This is a genomic window from Streptomyces taklimakanensis (assembly GCF_009709575.1).
In the GTDB taxonomy this organism is placed as follows: domain Bacteria; phylum Actinomycetota; class Actinomycetes; order Streptomycetales; family Streptomycetaceae; genus Streptomyces; species Streptomyces taklimakanensis.
Genome location: NZ_WIXO01000001.1, coordinates 5,739,943 through 5,754,844 on the forward strand (window position 1 = coordinate 5,739,943; position 14,902 = coordinate 5,754,844).

A 14,902-nucleotide genomic window follows, 5' to 3' on the forward strand; every position below is an offset into this window, starting at 1 on the left:
CACCCCGGCGGCGCCCCGGGCGCCGTGCGCCGACCGCGCCGGGCCCTCCGGGGGCCTCCCCGCGAGACCCACACCGCCGACGGACCGAACAGGGCCGGCCGCTCCGGGCCGGCCGGAGAACCGAACCCACGACGGGAGAGCGTGACATGGACGAGAACACCCGCTACCAGGTGCTGCGCAACGACGAGGAGCAGTACTCGCTGTGGCCGGTCGACGTCGAGGTGCCCGCCGGCTGGCACCCCGTCGGCAAGGAGGGCACGGAGGCCGAGTGCTCCGCCTACGTCGACGAGGTGTGGACCGACATGCGCCCGCGCAGCCTGCGCGAACGGATGGAGAACGCCGGGGCCTGACCCGTGCCCCCGGTGCCGGGGCGCGGTGAACGCCGCGCCCCGGCACCGTCCTGTGCCACACCACCGCATCGGTCCGGCCCCCACGCACCGCCGAGCCGCGCCCCACCGCGACGAGGCCGCTCCGCCCCGCACCGCTCCATCACGAGGAGTCGCCATGACGCCCACCCTGCGCACCGAACGGCTGGAGTTCAGGCCCTACCGACCCCAGGACGAGGACGCCTTCGTCGCTCTCCTGCGCGACGAGGAGGTGTGCCGCTGGATGGGGCAGGAACGGATACCCGAGGCGGACATCCGGGTGCTGTTCCGCGCCATCCTCACCGACGTGTACCCCAAGCGCCTGTTCGACATCTGGGGAGTGTGGTGCGACGGGGTGTACGTCGGGCACGCGGAAGTGAAGAAGACCGGCAACGTCGACGGTCACGAACTCGTCACCGCGCTCGCCCCGGAGTTCTGGGGCAGGGGACTGGGCACCGAAGCGGTCCGCGGCCTGCTGCGTCACGCCGCCGACAACCTGGGGCTGGAGGAGGCCTACGGCATGGTCGGGGCGGAGAACACCGCCAGTCTGGCGATGTGCCGTCGCCTGGGCTTCCGGCACGTGCGCGACGTGGTGGGCGACGACGGCACGGTGACGAAGATGCTGGTGATCTCCACCGCCGACGCGATCTGACGCCCCGTTCCGCGGCGGGACCGCGCCGCCGAACGGGAGTGCGCCCGCTGCCCGGACGGTCGGCGTCGGGGCAGCGGGCGAGGGTGGAAGCCCGTGTCGGACCCTCGGGTCGGACCGCCTCAGACCACCGTGGCCGTCCAGCGCTGCTGTACCTGCCCGTGGCAGTCCCACTGGGTGACCTGGGTGAGCGTGGTGCCGTCGAGGGTCTGGTCCATGCACTTGCCGCTGTACTTGTTGACCAACGTGAACTGGTTGCCGTTCTCGACGCCGACGCGCGCCCAGAGTTGGTCCTCGTAGCCCCTGTTGCAGCCGTAACCGGCCAGCCTGTGGCCGTTCTCCACGCTGTGGTAGCCGTTGACCAGGCACGTTCCCGACGCCCTGTTCCGGAGTTGGAACCAGTCGCCCTGGACGGGAACCACCTCCCACGCCTGGTTCTGTCCGCCGTGCGCGGGGTAGAGGGTGACCGGATTGCCCGGTTCCGGCGAGCCGTAGGCCATGTCGAGCACGAGGTTCGGGTCCTTCACCGTGCGGATGACCAGAGTCTGCGGGGCCACCTGGGCGGTCGACGCGGCGGGTTCCGCGGCGGGTTCCGCGGCGGCGGCCGGCGTCCCGGACAGGCCGGTGAGCGTCAGGGCCAGCAGCGCCGCGCCGCCGAGAGCCGTCTGTCGGACGAAAGGCATGCCGTCTCCTTCGAGGATGGGGCCGTCCGCCGTGGAGGCGTGACGGTGCGGAACCAGAGTCGGGGGGAGAGCGACGCTCGGAACACCGCGCGGCGACCAAACCCCCTGAACGACGGATCCGGCGGCACGGGGCGAGAAGGGAGCGGCACGCACGCCGGTCGCACGCGGGAGTGAGGGGTGCGGCCGGCCGCCTCGCGCGGAACGGAGCCCGTGGGGCGTGCCCCGCCGCCGGGACGGAGGGCACGCGCGGCGCGCGGCAACATCGGCCCGGTGCCCGCCGCGGTGTCCACCGGATGCCGGAGTGCCCTGTGTGAGGGTTCAGATGACGGGGCACCGGTCCTGCATGCGCATCGTGGTCACCGGGGCGACCGGGAACATCGGCTCCGTCCTCGTCCGACACCAGTGGGTCGAGGACACGCACGCCCCTGCCGGCCCGGCCCGGCGGCCCCCCGTCCTCGGCGCCGACACCTCCGCGCCCGCGCGGCGACGCCCGTGACCGCCGGCGAAGCGGCCCCGGCCCGCCCCGGACCGTCACCCGTGCGCGCGCTGCTCGCCGCCGCCCACGGCGGCCCGGCCCTGGCGGTCACCGCCGTCGCGGGCCTGCTCGCGCTCCGCGGCGACCTGCCCCCGTCCGACGCCGCCGTCGTCACCGCGGCGGTGTTCACCGGCCAGCTCACGATCGGTTGGGGCAACGACCTGCGCGACCTCTCCCGCGACCGTGCCGTCGGCCGCACCGACAAGCCGTTGGCCACCGGAGACCTCCCGGTCGACCGGGTGGTACGCGCCCTGGTCGTGGCCGCACTCGCCTGCCTCGTGCTGTCCGCACTCGCCGGCCGACGCAGCGCGCTGGTCAACGTCGTCCTCGGGGTCGGCGCGGGACACGCCTACAACCTCGGGCTCAAGGCCACCTGGTGGTCCTGGGCGCCGTACGCCTGCACCTTCGGGACGCTGCCCTCGGTGGTGACCCTCGCCGGCCCCGACCCGGCCTGGGCGCCGCTGTGGGCGACCGGCGCCGGCGCCGCGCTCGGCGTCGGGGCGCACCTGCTCAACACGCTGCCCGACCTCGCCGACGACGAGCGCACCGGCGTCCGCGGCCTGCCGCACCGGATCGGCGAACGCCCCGCGCGCGTCCTGGCCGCCGTGCTGCTGCCCGCCGCCTCGCTGCTCGCCGCGCTCGGGCCCGCCGGGCGCCCACCGGTGTGGGCGTGGCCGGTCCTCGCGCTGGTGGCCGTCCTCGCGGTGCTCACGTTGGTCGCCCGCGGCCGTGCCCCCTTCCGGGCGGCGATGGCCATCGCCCTGCTCGACGTCGTGCTGCTCGTGGCGGCCGGCTGATGGCGCCGGCACGCGTCCACTGGGACCTCGCGGTGGTCGGTGCCGGACCGGCCGGTGCCGCCACCGCCCTGGGCGCGCTGCACGCCGATCCGGACCTGCGCGTCGTCCTTTTGGACCGGGCGGACTTCCCGCGGGACAAGGCCTGTGGCGACGGGGTGGCCCCGCACGTCCTCGACCTCCTCGCCGAGGTCGGCGTCACCGGCCTGGTCGACGACCGGGTCCCGGTCGACCGTCTCCGCCTCGGCCGCGGCGGCCTGACCGTCGAGCGGCGGACGGCCCGCCCGGCGTGGGTGGTGCCGCGCCGGGTCCTCGACGCCCGGCTGGTCGACGCGGCGGTCGCCGCCGGCGCCCGGCTCCTGCGGCACCGGGTCCGCGACCTGCGGCGGTACGCCGACGCGGTGGTCCTGGACGGGGAGGTCTCCGCCGCGGTCGTCGTCGGCGCCGACGGCGCCCACTCGGCCGTCCGCCGCGCGCTCGGCCGGCCCCGCGGACCGATGGCCCTGGCACTGCGCGGCTACGCCCCGGTCGCCCCCGGACGGCGCGGTGCGCAGGTCATCGAGTTCGGCACCCGGTACCAGCCGTCGTACGCCTGGTCCTTCGACCGCGGTGACGGCCACGCCAACGTCGGGTACGGCGAGTTCCTCCACGAGGGCCGCCCGGCGCCGTCCCGCGCCCGGCTGTTGGAGCGCCTTGAGGCGCTCCTGCCCGGCGCGACCGAGGGCGGGCGGCACTGGATGGGGCACCACCTGCCGCTCTCGACGGCGCGTCGGTGTCCTCCCTCCGGCCGCGTGCTGCTGGTGGGCGACGCCGCCGGCATGGTGAACCCGTTGACCGGCGAGGGCATCCACCACGCCGTGGCCACCGGAATCGCGGCCGGTCGCGCCGCCGCCGCGGCCCTGCGCGACGGACGGCCCGAGCGGGCGGGGGAGCGGCACGCCCGCGCCACCCGCCGGATTCTGCAGGCCCACCTGCGCCACACCGCCCTGGCCGCCCGGCTCGCCCGCAGCGCGCGCGTCGTCGAGGCCGGGCTGCGCGCCGCAGCCGCCGACCAGCGCGTCTTCGACGACCTCGTCGAGCTCGGTCTGGCCCGTGGCCGGCTCACCCCCACCGTCGCGCTCGGTCTCGGCCGGGCGCTCCTCGTCCCCACCCATCCGACCGGCCGACCCCGGGAGCCAGCATGACCATGCGTGTCCTCAGCGTCCGCGGCGTCCTGCCCGAGCATCGCCACCGGCAGGAGGAGATCACCGAGTCCTTCACCACCACGCTGGTCGAGGGCGCGATCGACCGCGGCGTCGTCGAGCGGTTCCACCGCAACGCGTGCGTCGAGACCCGACACACCGTGCTCCCGCTGGAGGAGTACGCCCGGCTCGGGGACTTCGGCCGGGCGAACGACGTCTTCATCCGGGCCGGTGTCGAGCTCGGCGGTCGCGCGGTCGTCGACGCGCTCAAGGACGCCGGCCTCACACCGGCCGACGTCGACTACATCGTGTCGTGCACGGTGACCGGCGTGGCCGTCCCCACGCTCGAAGCCCGCGTCGCGGCGGAGATCGGGCTCCGCCCCGACGTGGTGCGCCTGCCGCTGGTCGGCCTCGGCTGCGTCGCCGGCGCGGCCGGCCTCGCACGCCTGCACGACCTGCTGCGCGGCCGCCCGGACGGGGTCGCGGTGCTGATGTCGGTCGAGCTGTGCTCGCTCACGCTCCAGCGCGATGACACCTCGGTCGCCAACCTCGTGGTGAGCGGCCTGTTCGGGGACGGCGCCGCGGCGGTGGTCGCCGTCGGCCCGGAGCACCCGCTCGCGCGCTTTGACGACCCGGCCCGCCCCGAGGTGCTCGCCTCGCGCAGCCGTCTCTACCCCGACTCGGAAGGCACGATGGGCTGGGACGTCGGCTCCGGCGGGTTCCGGATCGTGCTCGACTCCTCGGTCCCCGACCTGGTGCGCCGGTACGTCGGCGACGACGTCCGCGGCTTCCTCGCCGACCACGGACTGACCGATGACGACCTCGACTGGTACGTCGCGCACCCCGGCGGCCCCAAGGTCATCGAGGCGCTGCGGGACGCCCTCGGGGTCGGGCGGGAGGCCCTGGGCATGACCTGGGACTCGCTGCGCCGGGTCGGCAACCTGTCCTCCGCCTCGGTGCTGCACGTCCTGGCGGACACGCTCGCCGACCGCCCGCCCCGGCCCGGTTCCCACGGGCTCATGCTCGCCATGGGGCCGGGCTTCTGCTCCGAACTGGTGCTCCTGCGCGCCCCGGGAGGCGAGGGATGAGCGGTCAGGTCCTGTTCACCGCCCTGGTGGTGGCCGTCGGTCTGGAACGGGTCGCCGAGCTGGTCGTGGCCCGCCGCAACGCCGCCTGGAGTCTCGCGCGGGGCGGCGTGGAGTCCGGACGGGGGCACTACCCGTTCATGGTGGCGCTGCACACCGGTCTGCTGGTCGGCGCGCTCGTTGAGGTGTGGGTGCGCCGGCCGGACGCCGTACCGGTCCTCGCCGGGACCATGCTCGCCCTCGTCGTGGCCTCGCAGGCGTTGCGCTGGTGGTGCATCGCCACCCTGGGGCGGCAGTGGAACACCCGGGTGATCGTCGTGCCCGGCGCTCCGCGCGTGACCGGTGGCCCCTACCGTCTTCTCCCGCACCCGAACTACGTCGCCGTCGTCGTCGAGGGGCTCGCGCTCCCGCTGGTGCACTCGGCGTGGGTCACGGCGGTCGTCTTCACCACGTTGAACGGATTCCTGCTCGCCACCCGCATCCGCGCCGAGGACGCCGCCCTGGCGCGGCTGGCCTGAGGGGACGCGCATGGACCTGCTCGTCGTGGGCGGAGGGCCCGCGGGCCTGGCCACGGCCCTGCACGCGGTCCGGGCGGGGCTGGAGGTGACCGTCTGGGAGCAGCGCGCCGGCACCGTCGACAAGGCGTGCGGCGAGGGACTGATGCCGGGGGCCGTCGCCGCCCTGACGGCGCTCGGCGTCCACCCGCCGGGGCACGACCTGCGGGGCATCCGGTACGTCGCCGGGCCGCGCCGGGTCGACGCCGACTTCCGGGCGGGGCCGGGCCGCGGGGTGCGCCGCACGGTGCTGCACGCGGCGCTGCGCGAGGCGGTGCTGGCCGAGGGCGTGCGGGTCGAGCAGCGCACCGCGCGCCGCGTCGAACAGGACGAGGACGGCGTGGTGGTCGACGGAACCCGTGCCGGTCACCTCGTCGCGGCCGACGGCCTGCACTCGCCGATCCGTCGGGCCCTGGGGCTGGACCGGCCGTGCCGGGGCCGTCGGCGGCACGGGCTGCGGCGCCACTACGTGCTCACTCCCTGGAGCGACCACGTCGAGGTGCACTGGGCCCGTGGCGCGGAGGCCTACGTGACCCCGGTGGCCGACGACCTCGTGGGCGTCGCGGTGCTCACCGCCGGCCGCGGGCCCTATGACGACCACCTCGCCGCCTTCCCCGAGCTGCGGGAGCGGCTGGCCGGTGCCGAGCCCGCCGGACCGGTGCGCGGTGCGGGCCCGCTCCGCCAGGACGCGAGCGTCCGCACCGCCGGCCGGGTGTTGCTCGTCGGCGATGCCGCCGGCTACGTCGACGCGCTGACCGGCGAGGGCGTCGCGCTGGCGCTCGCGCAGGCGTCGGCGGCGGTGCGGGCGCTCGTCGGCGGCGATGCGACGGTCTACGAGCGGGAGTGGTGGCGACTCACCCGGCGCTACCGCTGGCTGACCCACGCGCTGCTCGGCGCGACGAGGGCGGCCCCGACCCGCGCGGCGCTGGTGCCCGCGGCGCAGCGGCTGCCATGGCTGTTCTCCGCGACCGTCGACGCGCTGGCGCGCCCGGTGGCCGACCGCGTCCGGTGGCCGTAGGAGGTCTCCGGCCCTCCGAGGCCGGTGTGGACACCGTCGGCGAACTCCACGGTCTCCCGTCGCCCCCGGGCGGAACGCGACCGGCCCGCCCGCGCCCGTCAGGATCGGCGTCGAGGCCCGCCGCGCTTGCCGCGCCTGCCTCCCCTGGAGGCTCCCGAACCGCTCCGGGCACCCTTCCCGGCCGACTTGCCGGCCGGGGGCTTCCGACGCGCGTCGCCCTTGTCGGGGCGCTCGCGCTTCGGTTCCGCCGGGGCGGACGGGCGACGGCCCCGCGAACTGTTGACGGTCCGCCCGCGGACGATCCCGATGAAGTCCTCCACCAGGTCGGTGGTCGCGTCCTCCCGCCACGACAACGCGACGCGCGACTGGGGGACGCCCGTGACCGGCCGGTACGTCAGGTCCCTGCGGTGGTGCAGACGGGCGAGCGACTGCGGCACGACGAGCAGCCCCACCCCAGCCGCCACCAGCTCGACGGCATCCGCCGTCGTGGCGGGGCGCTCGGCCGCGGGACGCCCCGGCGGGCGCTCCCAGTCGAGGGTGTCGTCGAGGGGGTGCAGCACGATGTCGTCGGCCAGGTCCTCGACGGACACCTCGTCGACCGCGGTCACGATGTGGTCCTTCGGGACCACGACCACCGTCGTCTCGGTGTAGAGGGGGATCACGCTGAGGTCCGCCCGGTCGATCGGCAGCCGCAGGAAACCCGCGTCCGCGCCACCGCCCCGCAGCACTCCGGCCGCCTCGGCGGCGGACACCTGGGCGAGGGTCAGCGGGACGTCGGGCAGGCGCTCGTTCCAGATCCGCACCCACTTGGTGGGCGTCACTCCCGGGACATACGCGAGCCGGAACGAAGGGGATGTCTCCGAGCCTGTCACCGCGCCAGGCTACCGGGCGCGGCGGAGGGCGGCGCACCCGCTCGCTACCCTGGACACCATGAAGTCGCACCAGAACACCCAGACGATGAAGCCCGCCACCGCGGCGAAGAAGCTGGGTGTGTACCTCCAGGCCACCCCCGCGGAGTTCCGGGAGGGCGTCGTCTCGCGCGCCGAACTGAACGAACTGCAGGCCGACCCGCCCGCGTGGCTGCGGGAGCTGCGGCGCAACGGCCCGCACCCCCGGCCGGTGGTCGCGACGAAGCTGGGTGTCTCGATCTCGGGCCTCGCGCGGGGCGGCATCACCGAGCCCCTCACCACGGAGCAGATCGACGCGTTGAAGGCGGAAGACCCCGAGTGGCTGAGGAAGGAACGCGCCACCCAGGCCGAGGTCCGGAGGGAAGCGGCACGCGTCAGGGAGAAGAACGCGCAGCGACACGAGACCCGTCGACCGGGTTCCTGACTCCCACTCCCGGCGGAGACGTCCGGGCCTCCTCCGCCCGCGCCATCGGGTTCGGCCGGGCTCGCCACCCTCGACGGGCACGCTCCGGGGCCGATTCCGGCCACGGGCGCCCGACCCGCGGGCCGGCCCACGGGCCGGCCCGCGACACCGGGGTCAGATCATGCGCTGTCCGTTGCGGCGGGCCTCGGCCCACTCGCGGAAGAACGCACGGCCGATCACGAACAGGACGCCGGCCACGATGACGGGCCACATCAGGACGTACGCGCTCAGGGCGAAGGTGGTCACTGTTCCTCCTGCTTCCTCACTTCGTGCCCGTGGCGGGCTCGGGCTCGCCGTCCGTGCCTCCCGCCGGCCGTGGGACACCGGCCCCGCCGGCGGCGCCGACGGGTGTCCGTGCGGCACCGTCGTCGAAGTCACCGGTGCGCTGGGCGATGACGGCGAAGTCGAAGCGTTCGCTCTGCCCCACGGACATCGCCCAGCAGACGACGGTGCTCACGGAGTAGGCGACGAGGGAGCCGCACAGCGTCGCGTACTCGTGCAGGGACCCGATGGCGAAGGGCGCGGAGACCACCGTCGCCACCAAGCCGACGACCTTCGCCGTCTTGGTGCCGAAGAAGCCGAACGCCATCAGGCCGAGGACGACGCCGATGCCGATGACGGACAGCACGTCCACGACGATGCCGAAGGCGCCGTCGGTGGGGATCCAGCCGAAGCGGACCGGCAGGAAGACCGCGAGCGCCGCGAGCACCGAGGAGGTGAACGCCCTGTTGGTGACCTTCTCCCAGTAGAAACTGGCCAGCACCGGGAAGACCAGGGCACCCCACAGCGCGCCGACGAACACCAGCAGGTCCAGGATGTTCAGCCGGAGACTGGCGAAGGCCACCGCCGCCGCGGTCGCCACCACCATCGTGATGCGTCCGACCAGCAGCATCGTCTTGGGGTCGGCCTTCTCCCGGCCCGCCATGTTCTGGCCGTAGACGTCGGCCATCATGATCGAGGACAGGGCCGAGAGGTCGGAGTCGGCGGTGGAGGACAGCGCGCCGACGATCATGATGAAGAACACCGCCAGCAGCACGGGCGGCAGGTAGTCGGCGGCCATCTCGGGGATGATGTTGTTCACGTCGCCGCCGGTCGGCTCGAAGCCCAGGTAGAGGGCGAGCACGCCGAGCATGCCGACGCCGATCACCATGGCGCCGTAGCCGACGGTCGCGGTGACGAAGGTCGGCTTGATCAGGTCCCGCCTCACCGCGAAGAGCCGCTGCGCGATGGTCTGGTTGCCGATGGCGTAGGCCAGCACCGCGGCGATGTAGGGGGCTCCCTGGTTCATGAAGGCGTCACTGGAGAAGAAATCGCCCTGCTGCGGGGTGAGGTTCCCGGCGCCGTTCTCGAACGCCGCCGGGAAGTCGGCGGCGAAGAAGATGACCGGGACGATCACGACCACCGCGCCGAGCATCGCGACGACCTGTACGAAGTCGGTCAGCACCGAGGCGCGGAAACCGGACCACAGGGTGTAGAGCAACACGCCCGCGGCCACGGTGAAGACACCCTGGGTGAAGGTGAACGGCGACAGCATCGAGATCAGCACGCCGCCGGCGATGAAGTTCGACATCAGGCTGATGAGGCTGCCGACGAGGTTGGAGCCGGCGAGCATCAGCTGGCTGGAGCGGCCGTGCCGCGCGTACATGACCTCGGCCAGCGTGTGCGCCTTCGGGGCGACGGAGCGGATGCGCTTGCCGAAGGGATAGATGAAGAGGATCATCAGGGCGCCCCAGAGCCCGTAGTGGACGGGCCCCGAGATGCCGTAGGTGTAGCCGGACGTCGCCGACGCGTACATCGAGGAGGCCCAGATCCACGTTGCCGTCATGCTGGCGGCGGAGATCCCGAAGCCGATGTTGTTGCCGCCGGTCATGTACCCGTCGGCGTTCTCGTCCTTCTTGCCGATGCGGGCCGATATCAGAAAGGTCCCCCCGTAGAAGAGGACCAGCAGACCGAGTACCACCACGGCGCTGAACTGGGCTGTTTCCACCCCGTCCACGCGCGCCACCTCCTTCGTCTCAGGGAGCCCGGCGTCGGCCGCACCGCCCGGGGTGCCATCCGGGGGCCTGTGGACGCGTCCCGCACGCCGTGGGCGGCAGGAAAGGGCTCCGGCCCCGGAACGGCAGCTTCATCGCTGGAGCCGGGGTGTTCACAAGAAAGGCAGGCCCTTTGGGCCCGCAAACCTTCGGCACGGTAACAGCTCCTTTGAGTCACCACGATCCTCGGTTGGCTCAAAATTTGCTCTGTGCGTTATCTACCGTTTGGCAGGGATAATGGGTGAAGATCGCTTATTCGGAGGGGGGTTTGTCTTTTTTGTCGTGTCCGTACTGTCCGTTTGCAGGTGCTTCTTTACAAGTCGCAACTGCGACGTCAACCTCTTTGGCGCGTAGCGGAGATCACCGGTGGAATTCATCCGGCATCATGCGTGAAAGACGTCGAAACAGGGCGAACGGGGCGATGGGATTTCCCGGCCCGTGCCCGCCTCCCGGAACCGCGTCACCAGTCGCCGACCCCGGTCCGTGGGGCCTTCTCCACCGCGCCGGGAAGCGGCGCGTACAGACCCCGTGCCCCACGACGGACCGCCGGCCGCCGGCGGACACCCACCCGCGCGATCACCGCACCGACGCGCTCGACGACGGGGGAGGGGGCGGCGAGCGCCCCGTCGCGAGCAGGTGCCTCCGGCTTCGTCGGTCCGGAAGGGGCGGGCGTCTCCGACGGCGCTGTCGGCCGGCCGGGCGTCGGCACCGTCGGCGTCAGGGGCGCCTCTTCGGGAGGGCGAGGACGGGAGCCCGTGGGCAAAGGCCCGCCGAGGTCACTCGGCTCCCAGGGTGAACAGCAGGTAGAGGAAGAACGCGAAGACGTGGCCCGCCACGACGTAGGCGAACAGGCGCAGGGCGAGTCCGCGGGGGAAACGGCCGTCGCCGCGCTCGACGCCGGTGTTCTCACTCAACATGGGTGTCACCTTCAAAGGGATCGGTGTGTCGTTCCGTACCGCGCGGAACCGGGTGGTCTCCGTCGCCCAGGCACAGCTCCCCGGTGGGGCTCCGCATCAGGGTGTGGACGAAGAGCAGGTCGGCTCCCCCCGGGGGGACGGCGGAGATCCTATGGGGGGTGAGGCTGTCGTAGTGGGCCGAGTCGCCCGGCTCGAGGACGTGCTCCTCCCGCCCCAGGAAGAGGGCGAGGCGTCCGGCGAGGACGTACAACCACTCCTCGCCGGCGTGGGCCCGCACCAGGTCGCTCTGGGCGCCGGGCGGCACGTGCACCCGCAGCGCCTGCATGGCCCGCCGCGATCCGCCGGCCTGCCGGTACACCCAGCCGCCCGCCTCGGCCGCCTCCACGCGCCCGCCCCGGATGACACGGTCCCGCTCGGGCGGTGTCTCGCCCAGCAGGTTCGAGACCGTGGTGCCGTAGGCGCGGGCGAGCGCCAGCAGCAGGGGCAGCGACGGCTGCCGTTGTCCCGTCTCCAGACGGGACAGGTGAGCGGGGGACAGGCCGAGCCGCCGGGCGGCCGTCTCCAGGGTGAGACCGCTGCGCTTGCGCAGGTCGCGTAGGTGCGGCGCGATACCGGGGAGATCCGCGCTCGCGTCGGAGGGTGCTGGTCCCATGCCCTCCATTGAGCCATGGGAATGCCCCAGGGGCAAGAAATTTGCCTCACTGGCAAAATCCGGGCCCGACCCCCACCATCCCCACGGTGCCGCGGGCGAGGACACGGCGAACGAACGGGCGACCGACCGACCGAAGCGTTCCCGGACCGCGGCCACTCGCCATGACGAACACGGGACCGCCTCCTCCCCGGTGCCGCCGCCCCCGCCGCCCTGGTCGTCCGGCGGCCATCCGACTGGTGACCGCCCGGACAGGTCCTAGGGGAGGATGGCGTCGACGTACCCTCCGTCGACCCGCAGCGCGCCTCCCGTGGTCGCGGAGGCCAGGTCGGAACCGAGGTACACCACCATGTTGGCGATCTCCTCGGGCTCGATCAGGCGCTGCAGCAGTGACTGCGGCCGGTGCTCGCGCATGAAGGCGCGCTGTGCCTCGTCCCAGGGCAGGTCACGGTCGACCAGTTCGTAGACGAACTTCTCCACGCCGCCGGTGTGGGTGGGACCGGCGATCACCGAGTTCACGGTGACACCGGTCCCCGCGGCCCGCTTGGCGAAACCACGGCCGACGGCGAGCAGAGCGGTCTTCGACATGCCGTAGTGGATCATCTCGGCGGGGATCGCGACCGCCGAGTCGCTGGCGATGTACTGGACGCGCCCCCATCCCCGCTCCATCATCCGCGGCAGGTACGCGCGGGTGAGGCGGACGGCGGCCAGCACGTTCACCTCGAAGTAGCGGCGCCACGCGTCGTCGGTGATCTCCAAGGGGTCCTCGGCGCCGAAGACGCCCAGGTTGTTGACGAGGATGTCCACCTCCGGCAGCGCCTCGCGGACGTGGGCAGCGCCTTCCGCGGTGGCGACATCGGCCGCGACCGCGAGGAACTCGCCGCCCGGTACGTCGGCCCCGAGTCGCTCGATGGAGTCCTCGACCCTGGCCCGATCGCGCCCGTTGACCCCGACCCGGGCTCCGGCCCGCGCGAGTCCGGCCGCGATCGCGGCTCCGATGCCCTGTGTCGAACCCGTGACCAGGGCGGTCCGTCCCGTGAGATCGAGGCGCACGTGTTCTCCTCCGATGCGGTCGCCGTGGCCGTCACGCCACCACGGAACTTCTTCTCCCCACGGTCGCCGACCATGCCCGCCGCCGCGGGGGCGGGACGGAACGGGTGACCGCCAGGAGGAGGCACGGACCAGGCCGCCGGTGTCCACGCCCGGAGCGGGGGTACCCGGCGGGGGCGCACCCGCGCGGCGAGGAGAAGGGAGCGGACCTCATGCCCGACCAGGATGCGACGCCCCCCGCCCCCCGCGGCCGGCCGGACCGACCGGGGGACGAGGAGCGGGACCGGACGCGGAACACGGAACGGACCCCGGTCGAGGAGGACCCGGCGGTCCGGCGCGCCATCACCGACGACAACACCGCCACCGTCCTCGCCACGGAGGACGAGGAGGACCGCGGGCCCCTGGCGCCGAGCTTCCGGGAGCCGGACGGCTCCGACGACCGGAAGCCGGGCGGATCCTCTCCTCGGGACCGTTCCACCGGCTCGGACTGACGTACTCCTCGGCCGGATACCGGCCAGGGACCGGACACGGTGAGGGAGCGGACCGTGCCCGGCCGGCGTTTCGCGTCTCCGCCGCCCAGGGGGCACGCCCCCGACGGTTCCCCCCCGCGCCGCCGCACGGGCCGACGAGATCATCCGGTGGGATTGCGCCGGATGATCTCGTCGACGAGTCCGTGACCGGGGAAATCCATCATCAGCACGCCGGTGCGCCTGACGGACGGCGTGTCACACCGGTTGTTCCGCCCGGTGAGGCACTGGTGGAGGAAACCGTTCACACCGGTCGCGGTCGGAGTGCCGCCCGCGACGGTGTACGGGTAGGCCCAGAAACTCGCCCCACTGGTCCAGTTGACGTACATCCTGTCGTGGTTCGGCCGCCCGGGATCCCGGCAGTCCGCGGCCCGGTTGGTCCGGTCGAGCTGCGCGTGGACCTTCTCCCACTTGTCGTCGATCAGGGAGATGCCGTCGACCCGGTAGGAGTTCTGGACGTAGCAGTTCTTCTGCGGGCCCCACTCGTCCGGCCAGTCCGCGTAGTTGAGCTGCTGCAGACCGTAGTCGGTGTAGTTGCCGCCGTGCGGGCCGCTCCAGTTCACCAGGACCACCTTGCCGCGCACCTCGTCCAGGGTCGGCACGTGTGCCGCCCCGGTCACCGACGGCTGCCAGAACAGCTCGCGGTTGGCGTCGACGTACGCGTCGAAGATCTGCCGGCGCCGGTGGTTGTGGTCGGTGCCGCACTCCGGGCACGGGTCGGCGTCCGTGCAGCCGGTGAGCCCTCCCGCGCACTCCGCGTGCAGGTGGAGCAGGACCGTCTCCGTGGGATGCTCCCGCAGGAAGGTGTCGAGTTCGCGCACCACGTCGTCGAAGTTGGCGCGCTGGTACACGGCGCCGTGGTGGATCGCGAACCTGGCCCTGCCACGGTCGTCGGAGACGATCCGCACACGGATGTCGATGGCGCGGATACCCGCCCGGAGCTGGTGGGCCAGGGAGCCACCGCCCCTGCCGTCACCGCGCTCGTGCCTCTCCTGGGTCTCGGTCGGGGCACCGCCGTACACGGCGAGGGTGTCGTGGGTACCGGGGACGGAGAGTTCGGCCAGGCTCGCGTCACCGCGGACGGCCGCCATCCAGGCGGGGTGCGCGTTCGCTTCCAGGCTTCGGTAGGACTCGGGGTCGCTGTACGCCCGAGCCGTGTCCCCCGGCCCGCACACGGTGACGGCGACCGCCGTCAGCAGGGGGGCCAACAGGGCCGGCAGTCTCCGCATCGCTCTCCTCGGGGGTCGCGGTACCGCCCGCGGGCACCGGCCCGAGCCGACGGGCCGCGACGGCGCGGACAGCGGGCGGTCCTCGCGGGCACGGATGTGTCCCATCCTTCCGTCGGGGGCGCACTCGGGGAACCGTCCGGAAGGACCCTTTCACCGAACGGTCACCTCCGCCCGGCTTCCGTCGCCGCGGGTTCCGAAGGTGAACAACTCCCGTCCGGTGGCCGATTCGCTCCCCTCGTGGACCCCGGCCCCCGGCCCCCGG

At 73.4% G+C, this 14,902-nt stretch carries 18 protein-coding genes; 10 read left to right on the forward strand and 8 right to left on the reverse strand.

Annotated elements, in window-relative coordinates; translation table 11 throughout:
* Window positions 1-146 precede the first annotated feature (146 nt).
* Together F0L17_RS25190 and F0L17_RS25195 are read left to right on the forward strand one after the other, a co-directional pair.
* Entirely contained in the window at window positions 147-350 is a 204-nt protein-coding gene (locus F0L17_RS25190) for an MbtH family protein (protein WP_155072829.1), read from the forward strand.
* Between the two features lie 154 nt (window positions 351-504).
* Entirely contained in the window at window positions 505-1,017 is a 513-nt protein-coding gene (locus F0L17_RS25195; RefSeq protein WP_155072830.1) for a GNAT family N-acetyltransferase, read from the forward strand.
* 119 nt (window positions 1,018-1,136) lie between these two features.
* On the opposite strand, the gene F0L17_RS25200 is transcribed toward F0L17_RS25195, so the two are convergent.
* Complete coding sequence (locus F0L17_RS25200) at window positions 1,137-1,697, reverse strand: RICIN domain-containing protein (RefSeq protein WP_155072831.1); 561 nt, start codon at window positions 1,695-1,697, stop codon at window positions 1,137-1,139.
* 343 nt (window positions 1,698-2,040) lie between these two features.
* Here F0L17_RS25200 and F0L17_RS25205 point away from each other — a divergent pair, with 343 nt between their 5' ends.
* The 6 genes from F0L17_RS25205 to F0L17_RS25230 are packed head-to-tail and all read left to right on the forward strand — an operon-like array spanning window position 2,041 to window position 6,864.
* Entirely contained in the window at window positions 2,041-2,193 is a 153-nt protein-coding gene (locus F0L17_RS25205) for a hypothetical protein (RefSeq protein ID WP_238419611.1), read from the forward strand.
* A complete protein-coding gene (locus F0L17_RS25210) occupies window positions 2,190-3,029 on the forward strand; it encodes a UbiA family prenyltransferase (RefSeq protein WP_162466675.1) in 840 nt (279 codons plus the stop codon). Before F0L17_RS25205 ends, F0L17_RS25210 begins: the two co-directional genes overlap by 4 nt.
* Complete coding sequence (locus tag F0L17_RS25215; RefSeq protein WP_155072832.1) at window positions 3,029-4,210, forward strand: NAD(P)/FAD-dependent oxidoreductase; 1,182 nt, start codon at window positions 3,029-3,031, stop codon at window positions 4,208-4,210. The genes F0L17_RS25210 and F0L17_RS25215 overlap by 1 nt, the downstream gene beginning before the upstream one ends.
* A complete protein-coding gene (locus F0L17_RS25220) occupies window positions 4,207-5,295 on the forward strand; it encodes a type III polyketide synthase (protein WP_155072833.1) in 1,089 nt (362 codons plus the stop codon). The genes F0L17_RS25215 and F0L17_RS25220 overlap by 4 nt, the downstream gene beginning before the upstream one ends.
* Window positions 5,292-5,810: an isoprenylcysteine carboxyl methyltransferase family protein gene (locus F0L17_RS25225; RefSeq protein WP_155072834.1), complete on the forward strand. Its 519-nt coding sequence runs from the start codon at window positions 5,292-5,294 to the stop codon at window positions 5,808-5,810. The genes F0L17_RS25220 and F0L17_RS25225 overlap by 4 nt, the downstream gene beginning before the upstream one ends.
* Window positions 5,811-5,820: 10 nt before the next feature.
* A complete protein-coding gene (locus F0L17_RS25230) occupies window positions 5,821-6,864 on the forward strand; it encodes an NAD(P)/FAD-dependent oxidoreductase (protein WP_155072835.1) in 1,044 nt (347 codons plus the stop codon).
* A 98-nt stretch (window positions 6,865-6,962) separates the two neighbouring features.
* Here F0L17_RS25230 and F0L17_RS25235 read toward each other — a convergent pair whose 3' ends face one another.
* Window positions 6,963-7,736 (reverse strand): LysR substrate-binding domain-containing protein, encoded by a 774-nt coding sequence (locus F0L17_RS25235; RefSeq protein WP_162466676.1) that lies wholly within the window; start codon window positions 7,734-7,736, stop codon window positions 6,963-6,965.
* 58 nt (window positions 7,737-7,794) lie between these two features.
* On the opposite strand from F0L17_RS25235, the gene F0L17_RS25240 reads away from it, so the two are divergent.
* The gene (locus F0L17_RS25240) at window positions 7,795-8,196 is read left to right on the forward strand and encodes a DUF5997 family protein (protein ID WP_155072836.1); all 402 of its coding nucleotides are present in this window, start codon (window positions 7,795-7,797) and stop codon (window positions 8,194-8,196) included.
* Between the two features lie 153 nt (window positions 8,197-8,349).
* Here F0L17_RS25240 and F0L17_RS27885 read toward each other — a convergent pair whose 3' ends face one another.
* The 5 genes from F0L17_RS27885 to F0L17_RS25255 all read right to left on the reverse strand — a co-directional run bounded on the left by F0L17_RS27885 (window position 8,350) and on the right by F0L17_RS25255 (window position 12,887).
* Window positions 8,350-8,481 (reverse strand): putative transporter small subunit, encoded by a 132-nt coding sequence (locus F0L17_RS27885; protein WP_338018215.1) that lies wholly within the window; start codon window positions 8,479-8,481, stop codon window positions 8,350-8,352.
* A gap of 16 nt (window positions 8,482-8,497) precedes the next feature.
* On the reverse strand, window positions 8,498-10,231 hold the full coding sequence (locus tag F0L17_RS25245) for a sodium:solute symporter family transporter (protein WP_162466677.1): 1,734 nt from the start codon (window positions 10,229-10,231) through the stop codon (window positions 8,498-8,500).
* Between the two features lie 813 nt (window positions 10,232-11,044).
* Window positions 11,045-11,185: a DUF6126 family protein gene (locus F0L17_RS27190; protein ID WP_202917936.1), complete on the reverse strand. Its 141-nt coding sequence runs from the start codon at window positions 11,183-11,185 to the stop codon at window positions 11,045-11,047.
* A complete protein-coding gene (locus tag F0L17_RS25250; protein WP_155072837.1) occupies window positions 11,175-11,837 on the reverse strand; it encodes a helix-turn-helix domain-containing protein in 663 nt (220 codons plus the stop codon). Before F0L17_RS25250 ends, F0L17_RS27190 begins: the two co-directional genes overlap by 11 nt.
* A gap of 255 nt (window positions 11,838-12,092) precedes the next feature.
* A complete protein-coding gene (locus tag F0L17_RS25255) occupies window positions 12,093-12,887 on the reverse strand; it encodes an SDR family oxidoreductase (protein ID WP_162466678.1) in 795 nt (264 codons plus the stop codon).
* A 209-nt stretch (window positions 12,888-13,096) separates the two neighbouring features.
* On the opposite strand from F0L17_RS25255, the gene F0L17_RS25260 reads away from it, so the two are divergent.
* Window positions 13,097-13,375: a hypothetical protein gene (locus tag F0L17_RS25260; protein WP_155072838.1), complete on the forward strand. Its 279-nt coding sequence runs from the start codon at window positions 13,097-13,099 to the stop codon at window positions 13,373-13,375.
* Between the two features lie 140 nt (window positions 13,376-13,515).
* Here the strand turns inward: F0L17_RS25260 and F0L17_RS25265 are convergent, their stop codons facing one another.
* Window positions 13,516-14,640, reverse strand: coding sequence for a phosphatidylinositol-specific phospholipase C (locus tag F0L17_RS25265; protein WP_155072839.1), 1,125 nt, complete (start codon window positions 14,638-14,640; stop codon window positions 13,516-13,518).
* Window positions 14,641-14,902 lie beyond the last annotated feature (262 nt).

Bases quoted from the DNA above. Each gene is read 5' to 3' on its own strand.
- F0L17_RS25190 (WP_155072829.1), top strand. From the start codon at position 147: ATGGACGAGAACACCCGCTACCAGGTGCTGCGCAACGACGAGGAGCAG.
- F0L17_RS25195 (WP_155072830.1), top strand. From the start codon at position 505: ATGACGCCCACCCTGCGCACCGAACGGCTGGAGTTCAGGCCCTACCGA.
- F0L17_RS25200 (WP_155072831.1), bottom strand. From the start codon at position 1,697: ATGCCTTTCGTCCGACAGACGGCTCTCGGCGGCGCGGCGCTGCTGGCC.
- F0L17_RS25205 (WP_238419611.1), top strand. From the start codon at position 2,041: ATGCGCATCGTGGTCACCGGGGCGACCGGGAACATCGGCTCCGTCCTC.
- F0L17_RS25215 (WP_155072832.1), top strand. From the start codon at position 3,029: ATGGCGCCGGCACGCGTCCACTGGGACCTCGCGGTGGTCGGTGCCGGA.
- F0L17_RS25220 (WP_155072833.1), top strand. From the start codon at position 4,207: ATGACCATGCGTGTCCTCAGCGTCCGCGGCGTCCTGCCCGAGCATCGC.
- F0L17_RS25225 (WP_155072834.1), top strand. From the start codon at position 5,292: ATGAGCGGTCAGGTCCTGTTCACCGCCCTGGTGGTGGCCGTCGGTCTG.
- F0L17_RS25230 (WP_155072835.1), top strand. From the start codon at position 5,821: ATGGACCTGCTCGTCGTGGGCGGAGGGCCCGCGGGCCTGGCCACGGCC.
- F0L17_RS25240 (WP_155072836.1), top strand. From the start codon at position 7,795: ATGAAGTCGCACCAGAACACCCAGACGATGAAGCCCGCCACCGCGGCG.
- F0L17_RS27190 (WP_202917936.1), bottom strand. From the start codon at position 11,185: ATGTTGAGTGAGAACACCGGCGTCGAGCGCGGCGACGGCCGTTTCCCC.
- F0L17_RS25250 (WP_155072837.1), bottom strand. From the start codon at position 11,837: ATGGGACCAGCACCCTCCGACGCGAGCGCGGATCTCCCCGGTATCGCG.
- F0L17_RS25260 (WP_155072838.1), top strand. From the start codon at position 13,097: ATGCCCGACCAGGATGCGACGCCCCCCGCCCCCCGCGGCCGGCCGGAC.
- F0L17_RS25265 (WP_155072839.1), bottom strand. From the start codon at position 14,640: ATGCGGAGACTGCCGGCCCTGTTGGCCCCCCTGCTGACGGCGGTCGCC.